The organism is Legionella navarrensis (genome assembly GCF_052527415.1).
The window spans coordinates 235,399-260,470 of sequence record NZ_JBNVZR010000001.1 but is presented as its reverse complement, the minus strand read 5'-3'; the positions used below and the strand labels follow the sequence as shown (position 1 = coordinate 260,470).

The window sequence follows — 25,072 nt, the reverse complement described above, 5'->3', positions numbered from 1 at the left end:
TCAGGTCTATTGAATAGTGATAAAGTAGGTTGAGCCCTGGCCCAACAAGGGATCTGGTGGGATATTCATTGTTGGGCCAAGGCCCAACCTAATACGCTGTTTCCATTTAGTTTTGACATGTGTCGTCCCCGCGCAGGTGGGGACGACATGCATTGGTATCGCCTGCAATATTTTTACCTGTCAAAATTAAATTTAAACAGTAATAGTGTACAATTGCGCAAATTTAAAGCTCAAAACAACATGGCTCCAACCTGAGAGAATAAATATGCCAACCGCTCTGCCTTATTTAGAAAACAAATCGCTGCTTCTTATGACCGAAGTATCCTATGGTTTTGGCGATTTTTTTGCTGCGAAAAAGATGATAAGACAGCTTAATTCACTATGCCCAGGCCTCACGATTCACTGGCAGATTCGCACCTTTCATAATCGAATGAGTGATATAGCCCATAAAGTTGAAGAGCTGAAAAAAATCTTCAGCGACGCAGTCGCGATTGAGCTCATGGGGTTCGAAGATCAGATGTCGCCTGTGGCCCGTTCTGATATTGATTTAATACTGTTCTATCCAACCATAGGCCTGCTTTCTCCCGCTCATTTCCAGCAATTCAAAGCGTGGCACGTCCCAATGCTTCAGGTGAATGCGTATGACAGGATTGATGTGCTCAGCGTGCTGCCCAATATAGCCGAGTTAAGCACCGTGAACACAGGCTTCGATGGACTTGGGCTTTTTCTGGATGATGTAAGCCATGGGCCTCAGGTACCTGACCTGGAGTCGATTCTTCCTGAGCCCTTCCGTCTCGATCCTCGCAATACCCTCTTTTTCAGTTACACCGCGCAGGATACGCGACATGCCATCAATGCCGCGGATTTTAATCATTATGTCAAAATAGCCCTCGACATCGCAGCGCCTGACCAATGCGTTGATGTGGTAGCCAACTCACCAGGCAATAGCCTCGCGGCAGACTTTCATAAATATGTATGGGAACATGGCTTTTCCGAAATTCAATATCTGTCACGGGACAAAAACAGACAGATTAGAACACGGGTTTACTCCTCACCAAGTGCATATCTTTCACCCAAAGTACTGCGCATCATGGATCCTTTCCCATTAACGCCACAGCAAATGCAGGCTTTAATGATATATGCCCACCCGTTTCAGCAGGCAACCGGTGAGCAATCGCTCAGTGAAATGATGTCCTTATCCTCAATAGGCAAGGCTGTCTTTCCTTTCTACCAGACCTTGTCCTGGAATGTTGGTCTGCATGAAAACTGGTGCCTGATGGCTGAAGCCTGTTTAGGTAAGAACAGCGCTTATGTCAGGCTGCTTCAATCAACAGCAAGTGGCAAAGAGATCGATATCCAGGGCTTCTCCCAAACCTGGCGCGACAACCAGTCCGATATTTTAGCGGACGCCCGCAGCTTATCTCACAGCCTGTTCAAAGATAATAATCTCAACCATAACGTGGCGCAGTTTCTCGACCGGCTTTTCTTCGTCGCGGCCAGTTTTTCCCCTCAACGATTTTCAATCAATGCGGCCTTACTGGTTCAGTTGCAGATTAAACTGAAAGACGCCGCAGAGATTACCCAGATTGTATGCCGCTTAAATGAATCACACGAGGTCGAGCAGTCAGATACGGCGATACTGGCGCTCACCGAGTTTCTGAAACTGAATCCGGTTGCAATGGATATCGACATGATGCATACCCTTGTCTCACAGTTTCTGGCGAAACCCGGCAGGGAAAATATATTTTCTGCAAGGACCGCCCGTCAAATAATGGCATCCCTTCCCGCATCCCTTCGCCAGACATGGGCTCTGCGCCTGATTCCGGAACTTCAGTCCATTTCAACCGGGCTGCATCATCTGATATTGAAAGAAACAGCCACGATAGACAATCCTGAAACAAGCCAGCAATGTTCGGACTGGATTGAACGTGTATTTGATAAACACAGATGCTGGGAACAGTCAGATCTCACCAAAACGAGTCAAAATCCGATTTTACTTGCTGTCAATGTCTACAATGACGGTGTGGGGGATCTGGTTAAATACATTGGAGTTTACAGGCAAATCAAACAGGCTTTCCCCGGGGTAAACATTATCTCGTTGATTCAGTGTCTGGATGAAAGCAGACCGGTCCTGCTGGCGATGCTTCGAGAAAATCACATACCTCTGAAAGAGGTTCATCTGTGGTCTCTGTCGCACATTGAGCAATCCAGACTGAAAAATGGTCTTATCTCCAAATCTGAACGAGATCGGCTGCTAAACAGGTTCAGTTTCTCCAAAATGCGTAAATACGCATTAATCATCAGTGTTGCCACCCCCTTCAGGGAAATTAATACCGTCATTCGAGAATACTACCAGGCCAAAACACCCTACATTGAAATCGCGGAAATAAATTACAGCTCGTATGCCCGCCTCCCAAAGCTGCTGCTGCCTCAGGATGCCCAGCATCAGATTTTTGCGGCTGGCTTAAGTAAGGACGCGGCTGGACTTGAAATCAGCGATGCTTATCCGGAATCACCCGAACAGCTTATTCGTGAGCTAACGCCCTCCCTGGCGCGTCAATTACTTGATGCCGAACCAGATGCCGCGCGCATCGCGCACTTTCTCGAGCATGTATTTTTCATGCCGGCCTATTTGAAATACGATGAAGGCATCATGAGTCTGCATTTTGCTCTGGCCTTGATGGAACATCACGTTAAAGAAAAAGATACGGCGGTGATGTGGATAAACCAATTGCCCTTTGATATCAGGAAACCCTCTTTCACTCATGCCTTAAAAGCCCAGGGCATTGCGCTGGTGGTGATTCATTCTGAGGATGGTTCGCGCCAGGAATATCATACGGAAGCCTCAGGCACGAAAGTATTACGCCTTGTCTGTGGCCGTGTCAGCCAGACGGATTTTGATCGGATGTTTCAACTGGCGCAATTCACTGGTGGGTTTGGCGGCTGTGTCGGGCAAAATTCATTCGAAAAAGCCGTGTCTTTTAATCTCGTGCCGGCCTTTTACGCACCGCCATGGCTTATGTCGCTCATTTATCAGTGTCAAAGTCTTATAAGCAATCTTTTTCCGCTGCATTCACCCGAGTGGCGTGTTGTGAACGGCTATCTGCAGCTCCTGTCTTCTGTTTCTGACACGATACGCATCACAGACTGGCTGTTAAAAAATGAAGATTTTGCACCCTGGCTTGCGCATTTAAAATCCCTGGAACCAGGGATTTTTCAGCAAGAGCTCAACCGCATCGCAAACGAACTCATCCCATCAGTAGCGCGGGCTTTACCGTGGTATTTTCCTATACATCCGGTTGAACAGGTGCAGGCTTTTCTAGAGAAAGAGGATCTCGACCTGCTGCAATCGGCCTGGAAAGAGGTATGCTCTCACATCAGGCAAAACAAAAACCTGAACCTGTGGCTGGTGAAAGAAGTTCAGAATTATCTCCCAACCGGCTTTACAGAGGATCCAGAACCCGTGCAGCTTGATGAGCCTGAAAAAGCCCTGGCCATACTGCATTCGCATCATCTCGTAAGCCTTGCCCCTGAGCAACACCTAGAAACCATGTCATTGCTCCGCCAGTTGTTAGAGACAATATGGCCTGCCCATGAAAAACAGGGTCTGCAGTTATTTTTGACTGGCAATAATGATGATTTTGTCGAGATTATTCCCGGACTGGACTGCCCAACCATTGCCATCAGCATGGCGGCTTTTGAGCGGCTGACCATCGGTGAGTTAAGCTTTGGCTTAAAAACAGCAGCGGAGATATTTAAACAGTACCCCATAGAAACCCGGAGCTTTCAGGGCAGAAATATGTCTCAGGAGGAGTTGCTAAGGGGTGTTAAACAGGAGCTGCCCTTTGGAATGAGTTATTGCCGCAGGTTGATCGAGCTTTTAAAAACGAGCGAGGCCAGAGTTGAGCAAGAGCAAGGCAGGACAGGTTACTACTATGCACTGGGGCAAAAACGGGAATTTTACGTTGATCTGATCAAAAATGTTGAATTACTGCTGGCCAGGGAGCATCGGTATACCATAGGTCAGGACATACCGCAGCGCGATGCGGCATGGATGCAACAACATCCAGTTGCTCTGTGCCATGGGGAAATTGCGTCCATTAAGGCGGCCTGGTGCGAAAATGACGGCCTGAGTGAAGTTCTTAAGCCCCCTGTCGAGGCCCTTCATGATTTGATTGAAACAATTCCCTCTCTGCGCATCCGCAATCCGAACGAGTACAACTATCCGAGCCTGGCTGCTCAGAAATTTTTACGGGCACTCCAAAGCCTTACTCCCGATGCAGAAATACCTGAGGTTGCGATGCTGCTGGAACGTCTGGTTGAGGAGGCGTTCCAGCATCGCCTGGCCTGCTTTGATGCGATCTATCGCTGGGTGTCATCCATACTCGCACCGAACAGTGCTCCTATCCCACTTGGACCGTTTAGACTATTGCAAAACCTGATACAGGTGTTTGCTTCCACAACAGATTATTCTACAGCTCTCGATCATGCCAGGCAGATTGAGCATTTTCTCAAAGCTAAGGAAACGCGGTATTTATTCGTTAACTCTCCGAGGCTAAAGCCTTTGCATAATTATTATGATGGAGATAACGACTCCGTTGATGCCTTTATCTGCTCCACTATTGGTGCCTGTATTGATTGGACACGGGATTTTTATTTACCCTGTGAGGGTTCGGAATCCTTCGAGCGCTATCTTGACTGGTGCACACAGGACAGCAGTGCTGCTATTGCCCGGGTTTTATTCCGAGCAGGCATGATGGCAGAAAAGCCCCTGTGGCGTTTTCTTTCATCGGAATTTATCAATGATGTAATCGGGGAAAAGGAACCCATTTTAGGCCAGGTTCCCGCTCACTGGCAAAATCACATAGTTATGAGAAGCGTGATCAAAAAACAACTGTCCTTTGATTTTTTACATGCTCACCTTGCCTGCCTCTATGAAACAGCTCCTGTCTTGATGCCGGAAGTTCTCTCGCGCGAAACGATTGAACACTTCATCGAGCAGCATAAAACGCTGTTAAGCATTCCAGAAATACATACCACAGCCGCCACCCAGCTGATGCGCCTGCTGGAGTCCTTCATGATAAACGAGCCCGAACAGGGCAGGAACCTGATTCGTCAGTTTTATATTGACCCTCAATATATGTATGGGCTATATCAGCTGGCCGAGCGAAGAACAACCTTTCCCCACTTTCGTTCCGGGTTTAAATTACGCATGAACAATGCGGATAAGCACTACTCCACCGAGAACAGCGAAGACAATCCTTACGCCCATTTTTTGCTGAAATTCAGGCCGGATTTTATCCCCCTGGAGGACTTACTCGACAGCATGAATGCCACGTTCATCTGTATCTTCGCTTACTGGCCGCTTGACTTTTTTTTACAGATACTCAAGCTGCGCATCGACGAGCCCGGGTATGTTATCGAAGCCGTTAATACGCTGCAAAACCATCATGACAGAATTCGCAGCTACGGAGGAAAGTGTTATATCCGTGCAGCGATTAATAACCTGTATCAAAGTACGGCAACGAAGCTCCAGTCCATCCATTTATTTTCTGAAACCACCTTGCGCTTTATTCAGCAGGCTGGTGAACATGGCGCGGATCAAAGAAATCTGTGCCTTAATCTCTGGGCGAGACCTGGATTTGCAAACGAGGTTTTTGCTTATCAGGTACGTCCTCTGCCTGACCTGAGCACCTTGAGTCAGCTGTATAAAATCTTCGATTGCCTGGTTACCTGGCCGGACAATCGGATTCGTGATCAGTTTTCAGCTGTTATCCTGCAGGAACTCGCGAACGCCGATAGAGGGCAGCAGTCTGCCGCAATCAATATTCTCCTGTTCCATTCCTTACCTCTGACCGACATGTTCCTGGCCAATGAGCTTGTCAGTCTGTGGGGGGAGTGCCAGTTAAATCTTTACGGCAAAGACGACCGCAGTTATGGCTTTTATCTCAATCTGTCTCGTCTGACCCAGCGGATTGTGCGAGATGTTCCGGCGCTCTACCACAGGCAAATGCTGGAGTGTCTGGCGGTTAAGACCGAAGCTCAGGATGCCATTGCTGAGTTCATGAGCAGTCAGCTCAACGCGTCCAACGATGAATCGGCATTCTATGGCATTAATAAAGAAGACATACTGATAAAGACGGCCAGAAGAATGTCCATGGCCAGCATGTCAATGCCGTTTGTTGCGTTTTTAACCTACGAGCTCAGTCCTGCCAGTCTGGATCAGTTTATTTCCCAACTGACTGCGGCGCAGCGCAAAATTCTGGCTGGCAGTCACCGAGAGCATATCGATATAGATAAAAATCAGTCTTCGCTCCTGGCCATTATGCTGTACCATCAGTTCTGGAATCAGACGATTGAAGAGCGCGCAGCCGTTATTAATAATTTATTGATGCCAGGTTCCGCTGTTGATAGCGAGAAAGCCGCCAACGCCGCTTATCAGGACGCCTTTCAATATATCTGTCGTGTCCTTTTCCCTGAAAATAACCCGGAAAATGAGATGAGCATGGCCTTCCTGACCAGTTATCTGGACGTGAGCAATGAACATGTCAGACCCTATCTGCTCACGGCCGTTCTTTCTGCCAATAAGATGACACAGGGCAAACATAAAAACATGACGACAACATTACCCAGACTGGCGGAAGCCATGGGAGCCGCGGGGGTCAAGGCAGGCCAGGCCGCACACAGTTACCCCAAAACACCAAAGGATATTCGTGACGCTCTGGCTCATTTGAAAAGCCAGTCACGCCTTCCCTGTCGCTGGGAACTGTGGAAGCTGATTAAGGCCGCTATCCCAGAAGACCTGCTTCTGCGGATCAAACGGGTAAAGGGGCTTTTGGGTGGTGCTTCGTTCTACGTTGCGGTTGAAGTGGAAATGCATGATGGTAAGACAGCCGTACTGCGATTGATGCGCGAGAAGGCCGAAGCCGAGGCGAAATATGGCTTCACTCATCTGAGAACAACCATCGAACACTGCCGACATCCTGGTATCATGGAAATCAGCAGGGATTTGGCTCATATTATCAATGAGGCAGAAGCAGGCGCCGGCATCGAAATTGATCATCTGTCGGTAGCCAGGCAATATCAGATTGCAACCGCGATTTACCAAAACCCGGCGCAGTGCATTAAGATAAAAGACCAGATCTATCATGTTAAAATCCGACCAGTACAGCTTTTTTCACAGGGTCCGGGCTATCAGCTGATAAGTAAGGCGGAAGGCATCGAGTTTAATGACTTAAAACAGGATCCGCAAAAGCAGGCGCTTTGTCAGGCCGTCGCACTGGCGATCTGCTCAAGCGAACTTCGTCATATGCTCGGCAGCGGCCCCTGCGATAGTGACCGACACGGCGCCCAGTCCCGAATCAGCTGTCATGAAAGCGCTCCCGGGGTATTTGATGTTCTTGTCACCCATTATGATTTTGGTGAAATTTCACCCACGCCGGCGACACCCGCCCAGTTAAGGCATTGCCATGATTTCATGAATGATGTGGCCAGTCATTTATTCAGCAAATGGAACCTGTTCAGGCTCGCGGTCAAAGGGGATCCCGGCGCTTCGCTCATGGAGCAGCTGGCTGAGAGGATGCTGGGCTACATCCGCGAGCATACGCTTTCAGGCGCTGCTGACGACCTGAGCCGCCTGCGTGGCATTTTTAAGGGACTGCTTGCCCTGAATGATTTTTTTGAGGTGCTGGCAACAGATAAAGCACTGGCCCTGCAGATAAAGAGCGTGTTTGACGAACATCTGGAGTCCTCTTCACCCTCTTTCAGCCTGTCTGGTTTATTTTCCGGTATTGCCAGCCCTGCCTCATCCTCAACCAGCTGCAGCGCAGATAAAAACAAAGGCTTCGGCTGGTTTGGCGGAACATAAAGAGCAGCATGCTTCCCGGATTACGCTGGCGCTAATCCGGGCTACAAGGGATTTTCGATGGTCGTTCACAGCGAATACGTACCGGGAATCCATGGTCATTCCGGCACGGATCCCCGTTTATGGAGTCATGGAATGTTTAGATGCCTGATTTTGTATTAAAAATCAGGCTTTTCTGGTGATAAAGAAGTCCAGCAGCAGGAAAAAAGCGCCGATGCAGATGGCGCTGTCTGCCAGATTAAAAACGGGCCAGTGATGGTTTTTATAATAAACATCAATAAAATCGACAACGAAGCCATAACGCGCCCGGTCATATAAATTGCCAAGAGCACCACCTAAAATCAGGCTGACAGCAAGGCATTGCAGACGATCGCGGGAAGGTAAACGCCAGAGCCAGACGCTCAAAACCACACTCATGACCAGGCTGAAAACGGCAAAAAACCAGCGATGCCAGCCCCCCGCCCCGTTTAAAAAACTGAATGCGGCGCCGGTGTTAAATGCCAGCGTAAAATTCAGCATCGGCATCAGTGCTTTGGGATGATAAGGCTCAAGATTCGCCGAAGCCCAGTACTTACTTGCCTGATCCGCAAGCAGTACCAGCAGGCTGACAAGAAACCACAGGCATTTCTTCATGCAAATTGCCTCACTTCGTCATGCCCGGAGATGTTATCAGCGCAGCGACGGCACAAATCCTCATAAGCCGGATTAGAACCAATATCGTCGCAACGATGCCAGCAGCGGGCACATTTTTCATATTCGCTGGCCTCTACCGCAATCGCCAGCCCCAGTTCTTCATTAACCACCGCATGCTCAGGTTTTTCAGCAAAGGGCTTCAATGTGGCAGCGGAGGTGATCAGCACAAAGCGCAACTCATTCGCCAGTCGCCCGAGTTGATGATACAACTCGTCTTTCGCATACAGGCTGACTCTGGCAGCCAGAGGCGAGCCAATAACACCCTGTTGCCGCTGCGCTTCCAGTGCTTTGTTTACGTCATCCCGCACTGCCTGCACCTGCTGCCAGAATGCCATATCCACATCGGCGGTCACAGGCCAGCCTTCGTACCAGGTCTGCAGGAACACAGACTCTTCACTCTGCCCCGGAATGGCCTGCCAGATTTCTTCGGCGGTAAAGGAGAGAATCGGAGCCATCCAGCGGGTCAGCGCCTGGATAATATGGTACATGGCCGTTTGACAGGAGCGACGCGCCAGACTGTTTTTCGGCGTGGTGTATTGTCTGTCCTTGATCACATCCAGATAAAAACTACCCAGATCCACGGCGCAGAAATTATGTATTTTCTGATAAATGCTATGGAAATTAAAGGCTTCATATGCCGCTACAATCTCGTTTTGCAGGTCGCGGGCCCGTGTAACAGCCCAGCTGTCCAGCTCGACCATATGCTCTCGGTCTACGTCATGCTGCCCGGGGACAAAGTCGACAAGATTAGCCAGCAGAAAGCGGGCCGTGTTGCGGATGCGCCGGTAGGCATCCCCATTGCGCTTGATAATTTCCTCGGAAATACTCACTTCGTTGCGATAATCCGTGGAAGAAACCCACAGGCGCAATATATCCGCACCATGCTGCGCGACCAGCTTGTCCAGAGCCACGTAATTGCCCTTTGACTTGGAGAGCTTGCGTCCTTCGGCGTCTACCGTATACCCGTGCGTTAACACGGTTTTATAAGGAGCGTGGCCATATATGGCAACTGCCGTGGTCAAGGAAGAGTTGAACCATCCCCGATGCTGGTCAGAACCTTCAAAATACACATCAGCAGGCAGCCCCAGCTCCTTGTTTTTCATTAATACGCAATAATGCGACACGCCTGAGTCAAACCAAACATCCAGGGTATCCGTAATTTTGTCGTAATGTTCCGCATCCGCGCCCAGAATGTCTCTGGCATCCAGTTCAAACCAGGCATCAATGCCCTCCTGCTCGACCAGAGTGGCAACCCGTTCAATCAGATTCAGCGTATCGGGGTGTAGTTCTCGGGTGGATTTATGCACAAATAATGGCATCGGTGTCCCCCAGGCTCTCTGCCTTGAAATACACCAGTCGGGCCTTGTTTCAACCATATTTGTAATGCGTGGTCTGCCCCATTCCGGCACCCAGTTTACTCCATCAATAACCGACAGAATCTGTTGGCGCAGACCGTTTTTATCCATGGAAATAAACCACTGCGGAGTCGCCAGAAAAATCATCGGCGTTTTGTGTCTCCAGCAATGCGGATAGCTGTGACGGATGGCTTCACGGTGCAGTAATACGCCGCGCTCCTGCAGCAGCTCCATGATGGGCTCGTTAACCTTCAATACAGACTGATTGGCAAACAGCGGTACATCGCTGGCATAGCAGCCATTCATCATGACAGGATTAACCAAAGGCAGAGCAAAGGCCTTACCAACCTGGTAATCGTCCGGACCATGCGCCGGGGCCGTGTGAACGCAACCCGTACCGGAGTCGGTTGTCACGTGTTCGCCGAAAATCATCGGAACCTGACGGTCAAACAAAGGATGCTGCACGAGCAGTCCGGCAAAGGCTTCGCCCAGCGCGTGACCACATGAACGGTAGCTCTCAATCTGGTAACGGCTCATCACCGTTTCAACCAGCGCACTGGCGATAAGGAAATACTGTTCGCCGGCATCAATCAGCTCATACTCCAGCTCAGGATGCAGACATACGGCCTCGTTGCCTGGCAGAGACCAGGGTGTGGTTGTCCAGATAGGCACAATGAGAGGTTTCAGGGGCAGCGACGATGAAACGCGCGCCAGAAATTCCTCAGCCTTGACCGCGCGAAACGCCACATCAATGGAAGGAGAGGTTTTATCTTCGTATTCGACTTCCGCTTCAGCCAGTGCGGAACCGCAGTCTATGCACCAGTGAACCGGCTTGAACCCCTGCTGCAAATGACCATTTTCGATGATTTTTCCGAGTGCACGAATGATGTTGGCTTCGTAGCTGAAATCGAAGGTGGCATAGGGTTTTTCCCAGTCGCCAAATACACCGAGGCGCTTAAATTCGTCGCGCTGAATATCAATCTGGCTGGCTGCGTAGTCCCGGCATTTGGCACGAAACTCACGATGGCTGACCTTCATTCCGGCTTTACCGATTTTCTTTTCAACATTCAGCTCAATTGGCAGGCCATGGCAATCCCAGCCAGGAACAAAAGGCGCGTCAAATCCACTCATGGTTTTTGATTTGACAATGATATCCTTCAAAATTTTATTCAGCGCATGGCCGCAGTGTAAATGGCCGTTGGCGTAAGGAGGGCCATCGTGCAGGATAAATGGTTTTTTTCCATGTCGCAGGCTGCGGATTTTCTGGTATAGCTCCTCGGTATGCCAGGCATCAAGCTGCCGTGGTTCACGCTGCGCAAGGCCTGCTTTCATCGGGAAAGAAGTCTCGGGTAAATTAAGGGTGTCTTTGTACTCTGCCATCTGCTTCTACTCCGCGTTCTGTTTTTCTGTCTGATCAAACCAGGTTTTGGCCGTTGCCACGTCATCATGAATCTGGGCTATCAGAGCCTCCAGAGATGCAAACCGGATTTCATCGCGTAATTTATGTAAGAAATGTACCTGGAGCAATTTACCGTACAGTGTTTCATCAAAATCAAAGAGATGAACTTCCAGTACGTTTTTGCTGCCATCTACTGTGGGTCGCCGTCCGAGATTGGCCACACCGTTAAACATGCGCCCATCCGGTAATTGAACCTGGACACAAAACACGCCTTTGGCAGGCAGTGCCATTCGCCTTACGGCCAGGTTGGCCGTGGGCACTCCCCATTCTCGTCCCCGTGCATGACCGTACGTAACCCGGCCGCACATGCTCCAGGGCCTGCCCGACAAGGCGGATGCACCGGACATGTCGCCGCTGGCCAGAGCCTGGCGAATGCTGGTAGAGCTGACCCGGACATCATCCAGGCGAAAATCCGGAAAGGTTTCGACCTCGCAGCCTCGTTCAAACGCCAGGGTCTTCAGAAGGCTGACATCCCCTGATCGGTCACAGCCAAAGCGAAAGTCATCCCCCAGCAGCAGATACGAGGCGTTGAACTGGGCAAAAATACAGTTTTCAGCAAAGGATTGTGCCGACATACTGGCCAGTGTCCTGTTAAAGCGCAGGCAGTAGACATAATCAACCTGGCACCGTTTGAGCATGGCCAGTTTCTCACGCAGGCTGGACAGGCGGGCAGGCGCCTTATCGCCACGGAAATATTCTCCTGGCTGTGGTTCGAATAAAATCACCACCAAAGGCTGTTTTTTTTGAATAGCGCGCGCTTTTAACTGCCTAAGCAGAGCCTGATGCCCCAGATGAACGCCGTCAAAATTTCCTATTGTAAGCACGGTTCCGTCCTTAAAAGCAGGAACCGGCCTTGAACCAAACAAAAGCCGCATACGTTTTCAAACAGGGTAAAAGAGGGATTATACCCTGTTTAGGCACGATTGCGAATGTCTGGCTTGATCAGACTCTGACCGGCTCAATCACACGGGCGGGACGCACTTCGACACGCTCTTTCCTGACATCAGGAATAACTGCCGACTGTTTAACCACCATTTCCATAATTCTCATGTCGATAGGCCGCATGCCGTTCAAATAGGCAATTTCCAGAGCCTTGTTGAAATTAGAAATGATTTGCAGAGGCGTCGACATGTTGTCTGCCAGCAGTTTCAACGCATCTGGCGTAATCACATCACCCAGGCGTTTCTCTTTTGACAGGCATTGCACAATAGCCCATTGCAGGTACAGATCCTTTTGACCAATCAGCCGCTGTTCTTCCAAATCCAGAACATAGGCCCGTGCACCAATCTCTTCCATTTTGGGCTGGCGGATAGCCTGCTTCAGTTTGGGTTGACCTGAGAGAATAATCGTTAATGTCTGCTGACTGGTCTTGGCAATCTCAGACAGTTTTTTCAAAGAGGAGATGGTATTGCCGTGCAGATCCTGCGCCTCATCAATAAACAGAACCACGGGTTTATTGGTCAGCTCCATCAGGCGCACCAGATTTCTATCCCTGATTTCTGGCGACGAGGCCACTTTGATGGGTTTGTCAGATTTGGCCAGATCAATGTGCAGGGCAGTCAGCAGGGTTTTGACGTTGACCTGTTGACGGTCTGAACTGTAGGAGTAGCTGACCAGACATTTTTTTTCCTGCTTTAACTCTTTCATCAGCTGATTAACAAAGGTTGTTTTGCCAGACCCAACCGGTCCACTGATCACAATCAGACTGCCATAACTCAGAGACAGGGCTTTAATTCTGTCATAAAGACGTTTAATGGTGTCTGTAGCAAGAAAACCGGCTTCCGACAAAGGCTTGTGAAAGCCGTACGCTTCTAATGCATCTAAAATCATCCCTAAATCCTTAAAATAAAATCCATGCGCCAGACGCGCAAATCCACAGCAGTCCGGTAAAGGGAAACGCTGAGCACCTTCTCTGTTTAACCTTTATGTCTTACGATCAATACGTCGCATTCAGCACCGTGCAGGATAGCCGAGGCAGTTGAGCCCAGCAACAGAGCCAGACCGTGTTTGCCGTGACTGCCCGTCACAATGAGATCAATCTTTTTTTCCTGAGCCACACGCAGGATTTCATTTTTGGTTGAACCAAGTTCAATCATGCAATGCGCACTGTCCACACCCAGACTTTTTGCAAGGTCAGATAATTCTTTTTCGGCCTGCTCGCGAATGGATACTTCCACTTCCGCAAAACCGGCAAAACCTGGGTAAGCGTAGGCGGGAATAGGTTCAACAACATGCACCAGCAATAAGTCGGCTCCATTTTCATCTGCAATTTTTTTCGCTTTATGAGCGGCCTTAATGCCCACCTCATCAAAGTCCGTGGCGAACAGAACTCTTTTGTACATGATATTCTCCTTAATAAACAAACGTTACAAATCAGATGTTCGTTTTCAACAGTATAGTTGAAGACTAACAGAAACAGCGAAAATTTCCCATAGCTGTCGGGAGAAGGCCTGAGCCTCGTCAACATCAAATACCAGGGTAGAGTGCGCAGATAATCTGATTGACTATAATCAGTGTATGTTGAAAACGCGCTGGAATGGAGCCATGTCATGCCCTTAAATGAATCCGAAAAAAAATTTTTTGAACGGCTGCAGCAGGCGCAGCAGTCGGCTGACGGCACGGAAGGTTTGGATATCCATGCGGTGCGCCGTTTTGTCCGCCTGTTTGACCCGTTTGTTGCCAGCCCTGCCCCGCTTCCCTTTCAGGACAAGACGATTATGAGCTCCGAGGGGCATCCCATTCGTATACGTCATTATCGTGCCGATAACAACATGAAGCCTGTTATCATTTTTTTTCCCGGAAACGCCTTTATCCATGATCTGTTTGAAGTCAATCACTCCATCATCAGTAAAATTGCCTTTCACGCACAATGCCATGCCGTGATGGTGGATTATCGCCTGGCTCCGGAGCACCAATGGCCCGCTCAGGTTCAGGATGCGCTGGAAGCGACGAGGTTTGTGTTCGACAACATTGAAGCGTTTCAGGGTGATAGAGCAAGGATTATCCTGTCAGGTTTCAGCTCCGGCGCGAACCTGGCGGCCATCGTGACCAATACGTTAAGGAGCAACCCACATCACCGGGTTTTTTACCAGTTTTTGATCAGTGGCGCCTATGACTACACGAACTCACTGCATGAATACGATGCTTTTGCACTCGAAGACAAAATGCTTGATCCCACTGCAGCCAGGCTGAGTTTCGATTGTTACGTCCCCATTGAGAAACGTAAAGATCCTCTCTGTTCCCCCTATTGGGAAGAGGATTTATCGTCACTGCCGCCAACCACCGTTATGGTTGCTGAATTCGACGGTGGCAGGAGCCAGAGTGAGGGCTATGCCAAACGCCTGATAGAGGCTGGAAATCAGGTAGAAAAACTCATTATGCCTGGCCAGACTCATGGCACCATCATGTATCGTAACATCTGCAGCGATGGAGACGATCCCGCCATCGTGGCCGGGAACAGGATTTTCACTATTTGCAATCGCAGGGCGGCGCTCTAGCAGGAACTGCTGCTGGCTGGCATGGAGACCTCAGCCAATGGGCTGTCAGTTTTTCTCGCCAGCAGGGCTCTGATCTGGATGTTTGTACAGACCAGCACAGGTGCTTTCGTGATAAGCAATCGTTGTTCAACGCTCATCAAGCCGGTTGCCAGCAAAAGTCTGCAGGCTGCATCCAGGTTCTCTCCATTTTTTTGCTCAAAGATAAATGCTGTACCTTTCCGGTCTCCTTTCCAGGGAGTCAGACCACTGAGCTGCCCCAGCGTCTCACAGACAGCAGCAATACAGTCCGCTGATTGGGGCTGTTCAAACAGAGTAAGCCGCCTGCGCTGGTCCAGCTGATTTTTGATAATGGTCAGCTGCTTTAACGCTCTGCTGGCGGAATCCAGGAGCAGCTCGTCCCGGCTCATGTATACCACATATCCAGACCAGTCTGTCTGCTGGTTTAAACTGGACAGCGTTTTACATAAATCATAGCTGGGATGGGCTTTCTTAATCAGGAAGCAGAGGTTGGCAATGTTTACCCGGGTTTCAATCAGCTCTTTCAACGCCTCATTTTTCCACGGCGTGATTCGACTGGCTTCTATTCTGGCTTTTATATGTGAGGCAAGCAGGGCCCGTGATTGATCAATCTGTTTAATGGCCCTGACATAGGACGAGGATAGATCGGAGGCTTCGTCGGGCAGCCTGAGCAGGATATCCGGCACTGAAAAGGATTTGAGGATAATATTGACCAGACAGGTGGCTGTGCGACCGTTACAGTTAGGAAAAGGATGTATTTCCGTCAGCTCGTAAAATACCTCTGCCAGAAATTCGCTTAGTTTTTCGGCATCGCCAGCCTCGGCGCTTTTCCAGCCTGCCACCGTTTTTCTGGCGAAGGCCTGCATGCTTTCTTCAAGCATGTCAGGCGGAATACAGATTTTCATTATCTTGTGGATGGCTGTTTTTTGCGCCGCATCAAGCATATTTCGATTGTAGGCAGCGCAGAGTTTTTTCAGAGCAAGATTGGTCCCACCCTTGGATATGGAGTCGGACACAAGGGAAACCATTTGCGAAGGAAACAGAATCGACTCCGACAAAAAACTGGCCTTGTACAAAAGAAGCATAAAACCCAGAGTATCCGCAGTAGGAATACCATAGGTCTCCAGCGCGTGTGCAGCGTACCTGCGGTAGTGTTCGGATGTGTGCTGGATGAAAGGTATGGATCCCATAAAAGACAGCATATCCTGTGCTGAATCCCAGCCGGCATGGGCGCGAATGATATCCTTCGTGCTCCAGCATCCAGCCGTCAAACCTTCCGATTCAAGAATGTGTCTGCCAATCTCACGATGTATCTGCTTAATCCAGTCAAGAAGCATGTCTGGCGTGATCGACTGAATTCCATGTTCACGGATGTACGGAAGAATCACTGATTGCGCGTATTGATAGGCTCTCAGCATGTCTACATGCTGGCCAATAATAAAATGATAAGAATCGCTTATTTTGTCCTTATTTTCTAAATATTGTCTGGGAGCCTCGGGCTCGAAAGAATACACCAGAGCAGGATTGAACTCGGTAAGCGACGAAAGGTCAAATGAATACATGCTTTTCACCAATTTTAAACAAAATTGGCGCATTATACCTCATAATGAGGAAAAATGTTGCGAATCGCAGTAAATTTGTATGAACCGTGACCGTCAGGGAGTAGATGGTTTGCGATCCGGCCTGGCAAAGCCACTCCCAGGCGGAAGCGTCGGTCTCAGCCTATTGCCGTAAAAACATCAATTGCCCGCACCCATGGGTGCAATGCGGCCAGCTTAGAAGGTAAATTTTTTATCGCGCGCTGTGCCTTGTCCCTTCGATTAAAATCCCCCATGGTCAAGACATACCACAACACCCCTTTGTTTCTGAATGTTCTGGTCTGAACCTTGCCATTAAGATGCTCTCTGATAACAAAGCGCCTGATATCCGGCTGGCTCTGACTGGCCAGCAGCTGGATGGTGAAATGAGGATGAGTGCCTGCTTCTTCCCTGGGGGAGATCATGGCAATCTGCCGGACTGCCTTGCTGTTCGTCCGAGTCACTATGGTTTTTTCGATCGCGTCTTCCGTGCGCCTGTCTTTAGGCATGGGTTTTGGAATGACCAGAACACTGTCTCTAACCACCAGCTTTTCCAGTGAGTCATCCTCCTCCTCAATCATCTTCAGCGAAGGCAGGCGCAGAACTGAGCGGGAAGAGGCCTGAGTAAAGGTCGGGATTTCACTTTTTAACACCCGCACCGGCTCAGGCAGGCGGCTCACAAGCGGCTGAGCTCTCTTGTCAGTGTGTTGAACAGCCTGGGTGCCTGTATTTGTTGTTACCTGTGGCCGATTATTTAAGATCAGGGCGGTAAGTGACAGAGCAGCCACAGCGAGGCCACCAGCAGCAAATGATTTCTTCCTTAAAAAAGCAAAATCCGGCTTACTGTCGAAAAAAATATGCTTAACATCGCTGCTAAAAAAGGCGCGGATTGAATGCCAGGCGCCAGGCAATTGTACTTTCAGCCTGCGCGCTACTGACAGCAGGCGTTTATACCGGACTTGCATAGCCCAGACAAAACGATGCCTCCAGAGTGTTTTACCGCAAAAAAACGCATCTTTGAGCTGATTGATCAGGGCCATATTCCCACCGGTTTCCTGATAAAAAGCCTTAAGCGTCTCTTCGGGAGGACGCACGGGCATTTGATTGGGCGCATTGAGACTGTTTAAGATATACAGGCGGGTTTCCGCCTCAGTTAAGGCTCCAGGTTCCAGACAGTAGATTAAATTCTTGAAGCGCTTTTCATTCAATGAATTCAGACGGGGATTAATCGAGTAATCGGAAAGCAGGCAGACATGAAAAAACCCCGGTTCATCACGGGTGTTAAGTTCCTGCAGAAAATCCTGCAGCAGGGTGTAGGGTACAAAATGTGCCTCATCGATAATCAGTAAAACAGGTTTTTTTCTCGCATTTATCGCATCAGTCAATTCTGCCAGGGTAACATCCCGGGTCCAGGTCAGACCCAGTGACTGAGCCACAAACCGAATGGCCTGTGCTGAAGTAAAATGGCTGTCGGCCTCGATCACCAGCCCCGTGATCGTTTTATCAAGGCCCGGCAGAAGCAATGATCTAAAGCAGGTTTTTCCTCCAGCGTGCTCAGCAAGTACGGTAATCAAAAGATTTCTGGACAAAACGAGGCGATTGATTATTTCAATTGCCATCAGCCACCGTTTAGGCTTGAGCAGAGTTTCCATCTTTGATGCGTTTCGAGCCTCCTGCTCGACCAAATCATCCTGCATGGCTAACCTCCTTCTACGGCCGCCTGTAAAACAGCCTGCAATCGACTGTCTGTTACGTTATCCGACAGATAACACGCTCCCAGCGCCTTGATCAGGATGAAGCGTAAGCGGTCATTTTTAATCTTTTTATCGGCATTCATCAGACTACGCAGATGATTTAAATCAATATCCGCCGGGATACGTCGCGGTAAACCAGCCAGCTGCAGAAGCTCGTCTATCTGAACGATAACCTGTTTATCGAGGCCATTATGTTCGTGAGACAACAAAGCCACCGCATAAAGTCCGATCGCCACGGCCTCACCATGCAGCCAGCGGCTGTACTGCGTGCAGGCTTCCAATGCATGCCCTACCGTATGCCCGAGGTTCAGCAATGCCCTCAGACCGGTTTCACGTTCATCTTTTTGAACAACATCGGCCTTTATCTGGCAACAGGCGCCGATACACTCAGCCAGAAGCGATGAGTCATCAAGAAAGGCAGCAATATCAGCGGAGCTGTTCCATTTCTCCAGCAAGGTACGAACCTGCGTAAAAAATGAACCACCTACCAGCACAGCATATTTAATCATTTCCGCAAAACCCGCGCGAAACTCCCGTTCTGGCAGGGTTTTCAGTGTGTTCATATCAATGAATACGGCGTCGGGCTGATAAAAACTGCCGATCATGTTTTTACCGCCGGGATGATTAATTCCTGTTTTACCCCCTACGGATGAATCAATCTGGGCCAGCAGGGTCGTAGGTATCTGTATAAAATGAGCCCCTCTCTGCCAGGTCGCCGCTGCAAATCCGGTAATATCACCAATCACTCCACCACCCAGTGCAACAAGGGTCGTATCCCGATGGTGTCCGTGTTTGACGAGGGCGTCATAAATCTGCCAGAGGCTCTGATTATTTTTATATTCTTCGCCATCATTCAAACGAACAACATGACAGACCTTGTCCGACAGACCGGACAGCAGCTCATTCAGATACAGATCGGCCACGGTATTGTTGCTTACTATCATAAGCTGTCTGGATTTGATGTGGCGACAAAGCAAGTCCTTGTCGCACAAAAAATATCGACCTATGTAGATGGGGTATTCATTTGATGCCAGACTTACCTTGCGTTCGTCCAGAAACTCAGTTTTCGCCATAAATATACTTGATGATGTTATTAGCAACTGCTTTAACCGTCAGTTTGTCGGTTTCAAAGCTGATATCAGCCAGCTCTTCGTAAAATGGCTCGCGTTCATCACGCAGCATTTCCAGACGTCCTTCCAAATCATCCGTTTGCAGCAAGGGGCGCTTTGTGTCCCGCTTGGTGCGCTCAAACTGCTGCTGCAGAGACGTTTTTAAGTAAATAACCGTCCCACGACCAGCCAATGCATTACGGTTTTCAGGAGTAATGACCACACCGCCACCGGTGGCCAGCACGATATTGGTTTTTTGGGTTAACTCTTCAATTACCTTCTGTTCACGTCGGCGAAACCCTTCTTCACCTTCAATGTCAAATATCCAGGATATGTCGGCACCTGCTCGATCCTCAATCACCTCATCTGAATCAAAAAACTCCAGCTTAAGTTCTTTTGCCAAAGTACGGCCGATAGTACTTTTCCCTGCCCCCATTGGCCCAATTAAAAAAATATTTCGTACTTTAACTATACTCATTTTTAGTTACATACCTCATTTAGCCAAGGGTCACACACAAGAAACAGCGCATGCCCCTGATTCAGGTGAATACAACCCCAAAAATCCTGTTAAGAGGATTGCTGTTATCAACGTCAGTTATCGTTTAAAGATCGCCCTTCCTGCCTTTAAATTGACCTTAAAAACGATAACACCGACTCTATTTACTTATATACTTCTGTTTTAGGCGGAACATATTGTGCTACAGGTTTGCCAAATTTATCCAGCTCAGCCCCTTTTGCAAAGGCCCGGGCCCGTCCTTCCACGGTGGTAATGGATAACGTATTTGTTATTATCCTGGGAGTGATGAAAATGAGCAACTCTTCTTTTGCAATTGTTGTGTTTTGGTTGCGAAACAACGCTCCTACCACCGGTAAAGCTCCAAAAAATGGAATACGATTGATTGAATTATTCTTGTCCTGCTTATAAATGCCCCCCAGAACAATGGTTTGACCATTATCAACCAATACATTGGTTTGAATCTCTTTCGTCAGAATGGAGGGTACACCATTAAAGCGCTGATCAGAAGGCCTGTCTTGATTAATCACCAAATCCATCATGATTTTACTGTCTGGGGTAATCTGTGGCGTTACTTTAAGGCTCAATACCGCTTTTTTAAATGCAACGGCTGTCGCACCACTTGACGTGGCCTCCTGATAGGGAATTTCTTCACCCGACTCAATAACCGCTGCCTGCTGGTTGGTGGTGATAAGGCGCGGGCTGGCAATGATTTCTCCGCGCCCCTCACTTTCCAGAGCCGACAGCTCAAGGTCCAGAAGGATGCCATTGCCGAGCTTGGCCAGTGCAATACCCACAGAACCAGCTGGCGCCGCGACGGGTACCGCGGCCAGATCAACGTTCAGGCGATCAGCCAGAGGGACAATGTCTGCGGGAGCGATGCCCTGCCCCATTTGGTTGGCCCCCCTTAATCGACCACTCAGATGGGTTGGCTTGGTCACCCCAAAGCGTATGCCCAGATCTTTTGCACAGTCTTTGGTAACGTTCACAATGCGCGCTTCGATTAGCACCTGCTTGACAGGAACATCCAGCTGCTTGATGAGCTCACGGATTTCCTCAATCTGCGCGCCGGTATCCTGAATCCATATGGTATTGGTACGCGCATCTACGCTGATGGCGCCACGCCTGGAAAGCAGAGACGTATTCTTATCTTTCAAGAGCATGGCAATATCAGCTGCCTTGGCGTAATTAATCTGCAGGAGATCTGAACGAAGCGGCGCCAGATTGGTTACTTCCTGCTGCGATTTCAGCTCGGACTTTTCCTGGCTCAACAAATCAGCCGCAGGTGCAATCATCATGATGTTGCCGTTTTTGCGTTTATCCAGCGAGTTGGTTTTCAAAATGATATCGAGCGCCTGATCCCAGGGGGTATTGTTTAAGCGGAGGGTAATATCGCCCTGAACCTTGTCACTGACAACCATGTTGATACCGGTAAACTCGGCCAGTATCTGCAACACGGAACGAACCGGTATATTCTGAAAATTCAACGAGATAAGCTTGCCGGTATATACCTGTTTTTTCAGTTTGGCAAGTCTGACCTCTTCCGCAGAAAGCGGAAACACATCCACGATAAACTGTTTGTTAACCTGGTATGCGAAATGCCCATAATCACCCTCGCTGAGCATCACCAGTCGAGCGGTCTTACCTTCCTGCTGAACCGAAAAAACTTTTGCCGGGCTTTGAAAATCGGCAACATCATAGCGTTTCGCCAACGCTCTGGGTACACGGGTACTGTTAAAGTTTACAACAATTTCCTTGCCTTTCTGGGTCACATCGATCGGGATGCTGGCGTTGGAAACATCAATAATAAGGCGACCACTCTGTTTGCCCGTTCCGCGGAAATCAATGTTGGTAATATCAAAGCGCGCGTTTACCGGTTGATTGGTCACAAACAGCTCCCGCTGTGGCTGGAACAGTTCATGGCTTTTACCGCTCAGCGTGACGGAATATATCTTCCCGGCAACGGAACCAGACCAGGACACAGCAGCACTCAGGTTTAATATGGCCCGCACTCGGTCCTTGACAGACACAACGCTGTAGTCAAGCAACGATGCAACATCGATTTTCTGACTGTTTTGAGATTCGTTCAACTGATTCTGGGTGTTGATAAAATCGAGAATAAGTCGCTCGGGCTTTTGCGTAGTAAAGCCGGCTGGCGAATTGACCAGCGTATCTGAGAACTGAAAATCTACCCGCACCCGGTTATCAGGCAAGGGTATTACCTTGACACCAATCAGATTATTAACACCGGCATACGACGCAGCAGACAGAAGTGTCAACACCATCCATAACATTATTCTCTTTCGCAAAATGAAACCTCTACTCATTGCTGTTTAGGTTAAACGTAGTGATTTTTGAATCCCACTTCCCTGATACCTGCACGCGCTCCTCCAGTTTCAATGAAGTCTCGCTTATACTGATTATCCTGCCGAAATTCTGTCCCATATAGTTTCCAACCTTGACGCGGGAAACCATGCCACCAGGCTGACTGATCAAGCCCCAGATGACGCCATCCTGACGCCAGATGCCCACAAATTTCAGGGCGTCCAGGGGGAACATCTCCAGCGGCTCTTTGGGACGGGTTATATTAGGGGCGAGCACATCAGGCTGCTCCTTCACTTCTCTTAACCGGAAGGGATTTCTTCGCCCCAGTATTTCCGGATATAAAAATTTCTCCAGGGGAACAAAGACAGGAACAGGCTCGATGGGTTTCGGGCTACGCATTTTTACTTCGTGTATATACCGGGTTAATGCTTCATCCTCAGGCGAACTGCATCCTGCGAGACTGCAAACCAGCGGCAGATAAAACACGTATATTAAAATCCGTTTTTTTTTCATCAGGTTCGGTATCGATAAATTTTAATGATTATGGACATCTCCAGCAAATTCCCTGAAACCTCTTTATCCTTCTCGTTCTTCACCGGTGTTATTTCAAAATCGTGTAAGGTGACAATCCGTTTCATCGCGGCAATCCTGCTTAAAAATACGGCCAATTGCTCGTATGTTCCCTGAACCTTAACGCTTATCGGCACCTCTACATAAAAATCATGCGTGACCTCGGGAGCAGGGGCGAACAGCACAAAGGTCAAACCGCTGCTTACGCCGGTTTTTGAAATATCGTCGAGTAAGCCAACCATTTCACTCTGTGCGGGTAACTGGCGTAACATATTACCAAAGCGTTCTTCCATTATCTTCAACTGATTTTCGTACAGTTGTAAACTGGCGGCCTGCTGCTGCTTTTGCTCAAAGGAGTTTTTCAAGTTGACACTGTCGACAAGCAAGGCATCGTATTGCTCAAAATTATTGCTGGTGAAAAACCAGTACCCCATACCAATAATTAGAAGCATCAGTAAGGCGGCCACAGCATATTTAACAACAGCAGGCCATTGTCCGACATTTTCGAGTGTCAGTTCATCCAGTCTGAGATTGTTCATGGCGCAGCCTTCTGAACAGGAAGCATATGCAGCTTGGGCTTGAGTATGAAGCTCAAGATGAAGGTTGGGCTTCGTTCAGTCGAGCCTTCGGTTTTGGCTGCCCCGCCGCCGTTGGCCTGGTTAGCCTGCTCATCCATCTTTATCTCAGTCAGCGCAGGCTCCTGAATCCAGGTATTCGTTTCAATATTGCGCATTAAAATGGCTACGTTGCTGTTTGACTCGGAATAGCCGTTCACTGTAACCAGATTGCCAACACGTTTTACGCTCGTAAAGTAAACCCCATCCGGCAGTATTTTAATCAGCTCATCAAATAAATGAATGGTGAGCGCGCGCCTGGACTGCAGCGATTGTGCCACTTTCATTCTGGCAATGAGGTTGTTTCGCAGGGCTTTGAGTTTTTTGATACTGACAATCTGATTATCAAAAATCGTAATTTCATCCTGCAGCCGTTGATTACGGGCTGCCTGCTGCTCAACCAGACTGACAGAGTAATAATTGAAAACAAAGGCTATCAAAAATCCCATTGCAGCGGCAGACGCAATCAGAATGGTAAACGCCTGCCTGTCCTTTTCTCGCTTAATCTCGCGCCATGGCAAAAGGTTAATGTCAGTCACGAAATTCAGTCCACCACTCTCATTGCCAGTCCACAGGCAATCATTAAAGAAGAACCATGCAAATCCTCAAGCTTTTTGGGCAGGGTCATGTATTTGAGAGGATTTGCGATGGCAGTTGGTATTTTGAGTAACTCCTGAACCCGCGTTGTCAGCTCAGACAGAAAGCCGCCACCTCCGGACAGCAGGATGTGATCAACATGCTCACAGTGCGTGGTTGAAAAAAAGAACTGCAGGGAGCGTTTTACCTGCATGGTCAGCGAGTCAATAAACGGTGTAAATACAGCTGTTTCATAATCCTCCGGCAAGCGGCCTTCCTGCAGCATTCTTCTGGCCTCGTCCATGTTCACCGCACTGTGCTGAGCCAGATTTTTCAGCAGGTTTTCCTCGCCGAACTCTTCTTCACGTGAGTAGCTGAGCTTCATGTTCTGCAATACGCACAGACTGGAAAAATGCGAGCCCACGTCCATGACCGCAATCACTTTTTCCTGCCCCTGAGCGGGCAGATCCTCAGCAAACAGCGAAACAACCCGCTCGATTGCAAACGACTCTACGTCAACAACCTTAACCTGCAGACCGGCTCTGGTAACGGCTTCAACACGAGTGCTGACATTTTCAGAACGTGACGCAACAATCAATACATCAAGCTTTGCAGGATTTTTGCTGGAAGGCCCCTGAACCGCAAAGTCCATATTGATTTCTTCGATAGGAAAAGGGATGTATTTGTCGGCATCTGTAACGATGAGTTCTTCAAGCTCGGAGTCGGCCAGTCCGTCGCTTATCTGTATGACTTTACTGATGACAGCTGAGTCACGCACGGCAACAGCCGCACATTTACTTGAAAAATGACCGCGGGAAATCAGGCGGCGAATGCAGGCAGCCACCGTATCAATATCTTTTATGACATGACCTTCAACGGCGTCTGCGGGCAGCGGTTCAAAGCCATAATCGACAACAAAACGCTGCTGGTTGTCCATGCCGGTTTCTATGATTCTGACACAGGATGGGCTGATGTCGACACCCAGAATGGCTTTACGCTTCGATTTAAACAGCTTTAGCACGTTTATTTCATCTCCCTGTGGCCATTGGTATCGGTGTCTTAATAGAAAATCCGTTGACGATATCGTATCGTAACATATGAAAAAATGGAATCTTTTCATCAGACTAGATCGCCAGAGCAATCGACG

At 48.9% G+C, this 25,072-nt stretch carries 16 protein-coding genes; 2 read left to right on the top strand and 14 right to left on the bottom strand.

Annotated elements, in window-relative coordinates:
* The first annotated feature begins 265 nt into the window (after window positions 1–265).
* Window positions 266–7,867, top strand: a complete 7,602-nt coding sequence (locus tag ACQUTA_RS01035; RefSeq protein ID WP_444986330.1) for a hypothetical protein — start codon at window positions 266–268, stop codon at window positions 7,865–7,867.
* A gap of 162 nt (window positions 7,868–8,029) precedes the next feature.
* Here the strand turns inward: ACQUTA_RS01035 and lspA are convergent, their stop codons facing one another.
* The 5 genes from lspA to ACQUTA_RS01010 form a co-directional block, all read right to left on the bottom strand.
* Window positions 8,030–8,497 carry a signal peptidase II gene (lspA, locus tag ACQUTA_RS01030; RefSeq protein ID WP_444986329.1) on the bottom strand — a complete coding sequence of 156 codons (468 nt, stop codon included), beginning with the start codon at window positions 8,495–8,497 and terminating at the stop codon, window positions 8,030–8,032.
* Complete coding sequence (gene ileS / locus ACQUTA_RS01025) at window positions 8,494–11,292, bottom strand: isoleucine--tRNA ligase (RefSeq protein WP_444986328.1); 2,799 nt, start codon at window positions 11,290–11,292, stop codon at window positions 8,494–8,496. Before ileS ends, lspA begins: the two co-directional genes overlap by 4 nt.
* A gap of 6 nt (window positions 11,293–11,298) precedes the next feature.
* A complete protein-coding gene (gene ribF / locus ACQUTA_RS01020) occupies window positions 11,299–12,246 on the bottom strand; it encodes a bifunctional riboflavin kinase/FAD synthetase (protein ID WP_444986327.1) in 948 nt (315 codons plus the stop codon).
* A gap of 67 nt (window positions 12,247–12,313) precedes the next feature.
* Window positions 12,314–13,201, bottom strand: a complete 888-nt coding sequence (locus tag ACQUTA_RS01015; protein ID WP_444986326.1) for a tRNA (adenosine(37)-N6)-threonylcarbamoyltransferase complex ATPase subunit type 1 TsaE — start codon at window positions 13,199–13,201, stop codon at window positions 12,314–12,316.
* Window positions 13,202–13,287: 86 nt separating this feature from the next.
* On the bottom strand, window positions 13,288–13,713 hold the full coding sequence (locus ACQUTA_RS01010; RefSeq protein WP_444986325.1) for a universal stress protein: 426 nt from the start codon (window positions 13,711–13,713) through the stop codon (window positions 13,288–13,290).
* Between the two features lie 207 nt (window positions 13,714–13,920).
* Between ACQUTA_RS01010 and ACQUTA_RS01005 the strand changes: the two genes are divergently transcribed.
* Window positions 13,921–14,868, top strand: a complete 948-nt coding sequence (locus ACQUTA_RS01005) for an alpha/beta hydrolase (protein WP_444986324.1) — start codon at window positions 13,921–13,923, stop codon at window positions 14,866–14,868.
* Here the strand turns inward: ACQUTA_RS01005 and ACQUTA_RS01000 are convergent.
* From ACQUTA_RS01000 to pilM, 9 genes are all read right to left on the bottom strand, one after another.
* Complete coding sequence (locus ACQUTA_RS01000; protein ID WP_444986323.1) at window positions 14,865–16,448, bottom strand: Fic family protein; 1,584 nt, start codon at window positions 16,446–16,448, stop codon at window positions 14,865–14,867. The two genes, ACQUTA_RS01005 and ACQUTA_RS01000, sit on opposite strands and share 4 nt — an antisense overlap.
* 155 nt (window positions 16,449–16,603) lie before the next feature.
* Window positions 16,604–18,160 carry an SPOR domain-containing protein gene (locus ACQUTA_RS00995; protein WP_444986322.1) on the bottom strand — a complete coding sequence of 519 codons (1,557 nt, stop codon included), beginning with the start codon at window positions 18,158–18,160 and terminating at the stop codon, window positions 16,604–16,606.
* A gap of 2 nt (window positions 18,161–18,162) precedes the next feature.
* Window positions 18,163–19,290, bottom strand: a complete 1,128-nt coding sequence (gene aroB, locus ACQUTA_RS00990; RefSeq protein ID WP_444986321.1) for a 3-dehydroquinate synthase — start codon at window positions 19,288–19,290, stop codon at window positions 18,163–18,165.
* A complete protein-coding gene (aroK, locus tag ACQUTA_RS00985) occupies window positions 19,277–19,804 on the bottom strand; it encodes a shikimate kinase AroK (protein WP_444986320.1) in 528 nt (175 codons plus the stop codon). Before aroK ends, aroB begins: the two co-directional genes overlap by 14 nt.
* A gap of 182 nt (window positions 19,805–19,986) precedes the next feature.
* Window positions 19,987–22,149: a type IV pilus secretin PilQ gene (locus tag ACQUTA_RS00980; protein WP_444986319.1), complete on the bottom strand. Its 2,163-nt coding sequence runs from the start codon at window positions 22,147–22,149 to the stop codon at window positions 19,987–19,989.
* A 10-nt stretch (window positions 22,150–22,159) separates the two neighbouring features.
* Window positions 22,160–22,678 (bottom strand): pilus assembly protein PilP, encoded by a 519-nt coding sequence (locus ACQUTA_RS00975; RefSeq protein ID WP_444986318.1) that lies wholly within the window; start codon window positions 22,676–22,678, stop codon window positions 22,160–22,162.
* Window positions 22,678–23,274, bottom strand: coding sequence for a type IV pilus inner membrane component PilO (locus ACQUTA_RS00970; RefSeq protein WP_444986317.1), 597 nt, complete (start codon window positions 23,272–23,274; stop codon window positions 22,678–22,680). The genes ACQUTA_RS00975 and ACQUTA_RS00970 overlap by 1 nt, the downstream gene beginning before the upstream one ends.
* Entirely contained in the window at window positions 23,271–23,888 is a 618-nt protein-coding gene (locus ACQUTA_RS00965) for a PilN domain-containing protein (protein ID WP_444986316.1), read from the bottom strand. Before ACQUTA_RS00965 ends, ACQUTA_RS00970 begins: the two co-directional genes overlap by 4 nt.
* A gap of 5 nt (window positions 23,889–23,893) precedes the next feature.
* Window positions 23,894–24,946 carry a type IV pilus assembly protein PilM gene (pilM, locus tag ACQUTA_RS00960; RefSeq protein WP_444986315.1) on the bottom strand — a complete coding sequence of 351 codons (1,053 nt, stop codon included), beginning with the start codon at window positions 24,944–24,946 and terminating at the stop codon, window positions 23,894–23,896.
* Window positions 24,947–25,072: the final 126 nt, after the last annotated feature.

What these genes read in the sequence shown, in the direction of transcription:
- ACQUTA_RS01005 (WP_444986324.1), top strand. Translation starts at nt 13,921, where the DNA reads ATGCCCTTAAATGAATCCGAAAAAAAATTTTTTGAACGGCTGCAGCAG.
- ACQUTA_RS00975 (WP_444986318.1), bottom strand. Translation starts at nt 22,678, where the DNA reads ATGAAAAAAAAACGGATTTTAATATACGTGTTTTATCTGCCGCTGGTT.
- aroB (WP_444986321.1), bottom strand. Translation starts at nt 19,290, where the DNA reads ATGGCGAAAACTGAGTTTCTGGACGAACGCAAGGTAAGTCTGGCATCA.
- aroK (WP_444986320.1), bottom strand. Translation starts at nt 19,804, where the DNA reads ATGAGTATAGTTAAAGTACGAAATATTTTTTTAATTGGGCCAATGGGG.
- ACQUTA_RS00970 (WP_444986317.1), bottom strand. Translation starts at nt 23,274, where the DNA reads ATGAACAATCTCAGACTGGATGAACTGACACTCGAAAATGTCGGACAA.
- ileS (WP_444986328.1), bottom strand. Translation starts at nt 11,292, where the DNA reads ATGGCAGAGTACAAAGACACCCTTAATTTACCCGAGACTTCTTTCCCG.
- lspA (WP_444986329.1), bottom strand. Translation starts at nt 8,497, where the DNA reads ATGAAGAAATGCCTGTGGTTTCTTGTCAGCCTGCTGGTACTGCTTGCG.
- ACQUTA_RS01035 (WP_444986330.1), top strand. Translation starts at nt 266, where the DNA reads ATGCCAACCGCTCTGCCTTATTTAGAAAACAAATCGCTGCTTCTTATG.
- ACQUTA_RS01000 (WP_444986323.1), bottom strand. Translation starts at nt 16,448, where the DNA reads ATGTATTCATTTGACCTTTCGTCGCTTACCGAGTTCAATCCTGCTCTG.
- ribF (WP_444986327.1), bottom strand. Translation starts at nt 12,246, where the DNA reads ATGCGGCTTTTGTTTGGTTCAAGGCCGGTTCCTGCTTTTAAGGACGGA.
- ACQUTA_RS00995 (WP_444986322.1), bottom strand. Translation starts at nt 18,160, where the DNA reads ATGCAGGATGATTTGGTCGAGCAGGAGGCTCGAAACGCATCAAAGATG.
- ACQUTA_RS01015 (WP_444986326.1), bottom strand. Translation starts at nt 13,201, where the DNA reads ATGATTTTAGATGCATTAGAAGCGTACGGCTTTCACAAGCCTTTGTCG.
- ACQUTA_RS01010 (WP_444986325.1), bottom strand. Translation starts at nt 13,713, where the DNA reads ATGTACAAAAGAGTTCTGTTCGCCACGGACTTTGATGAGGTGGGCATT.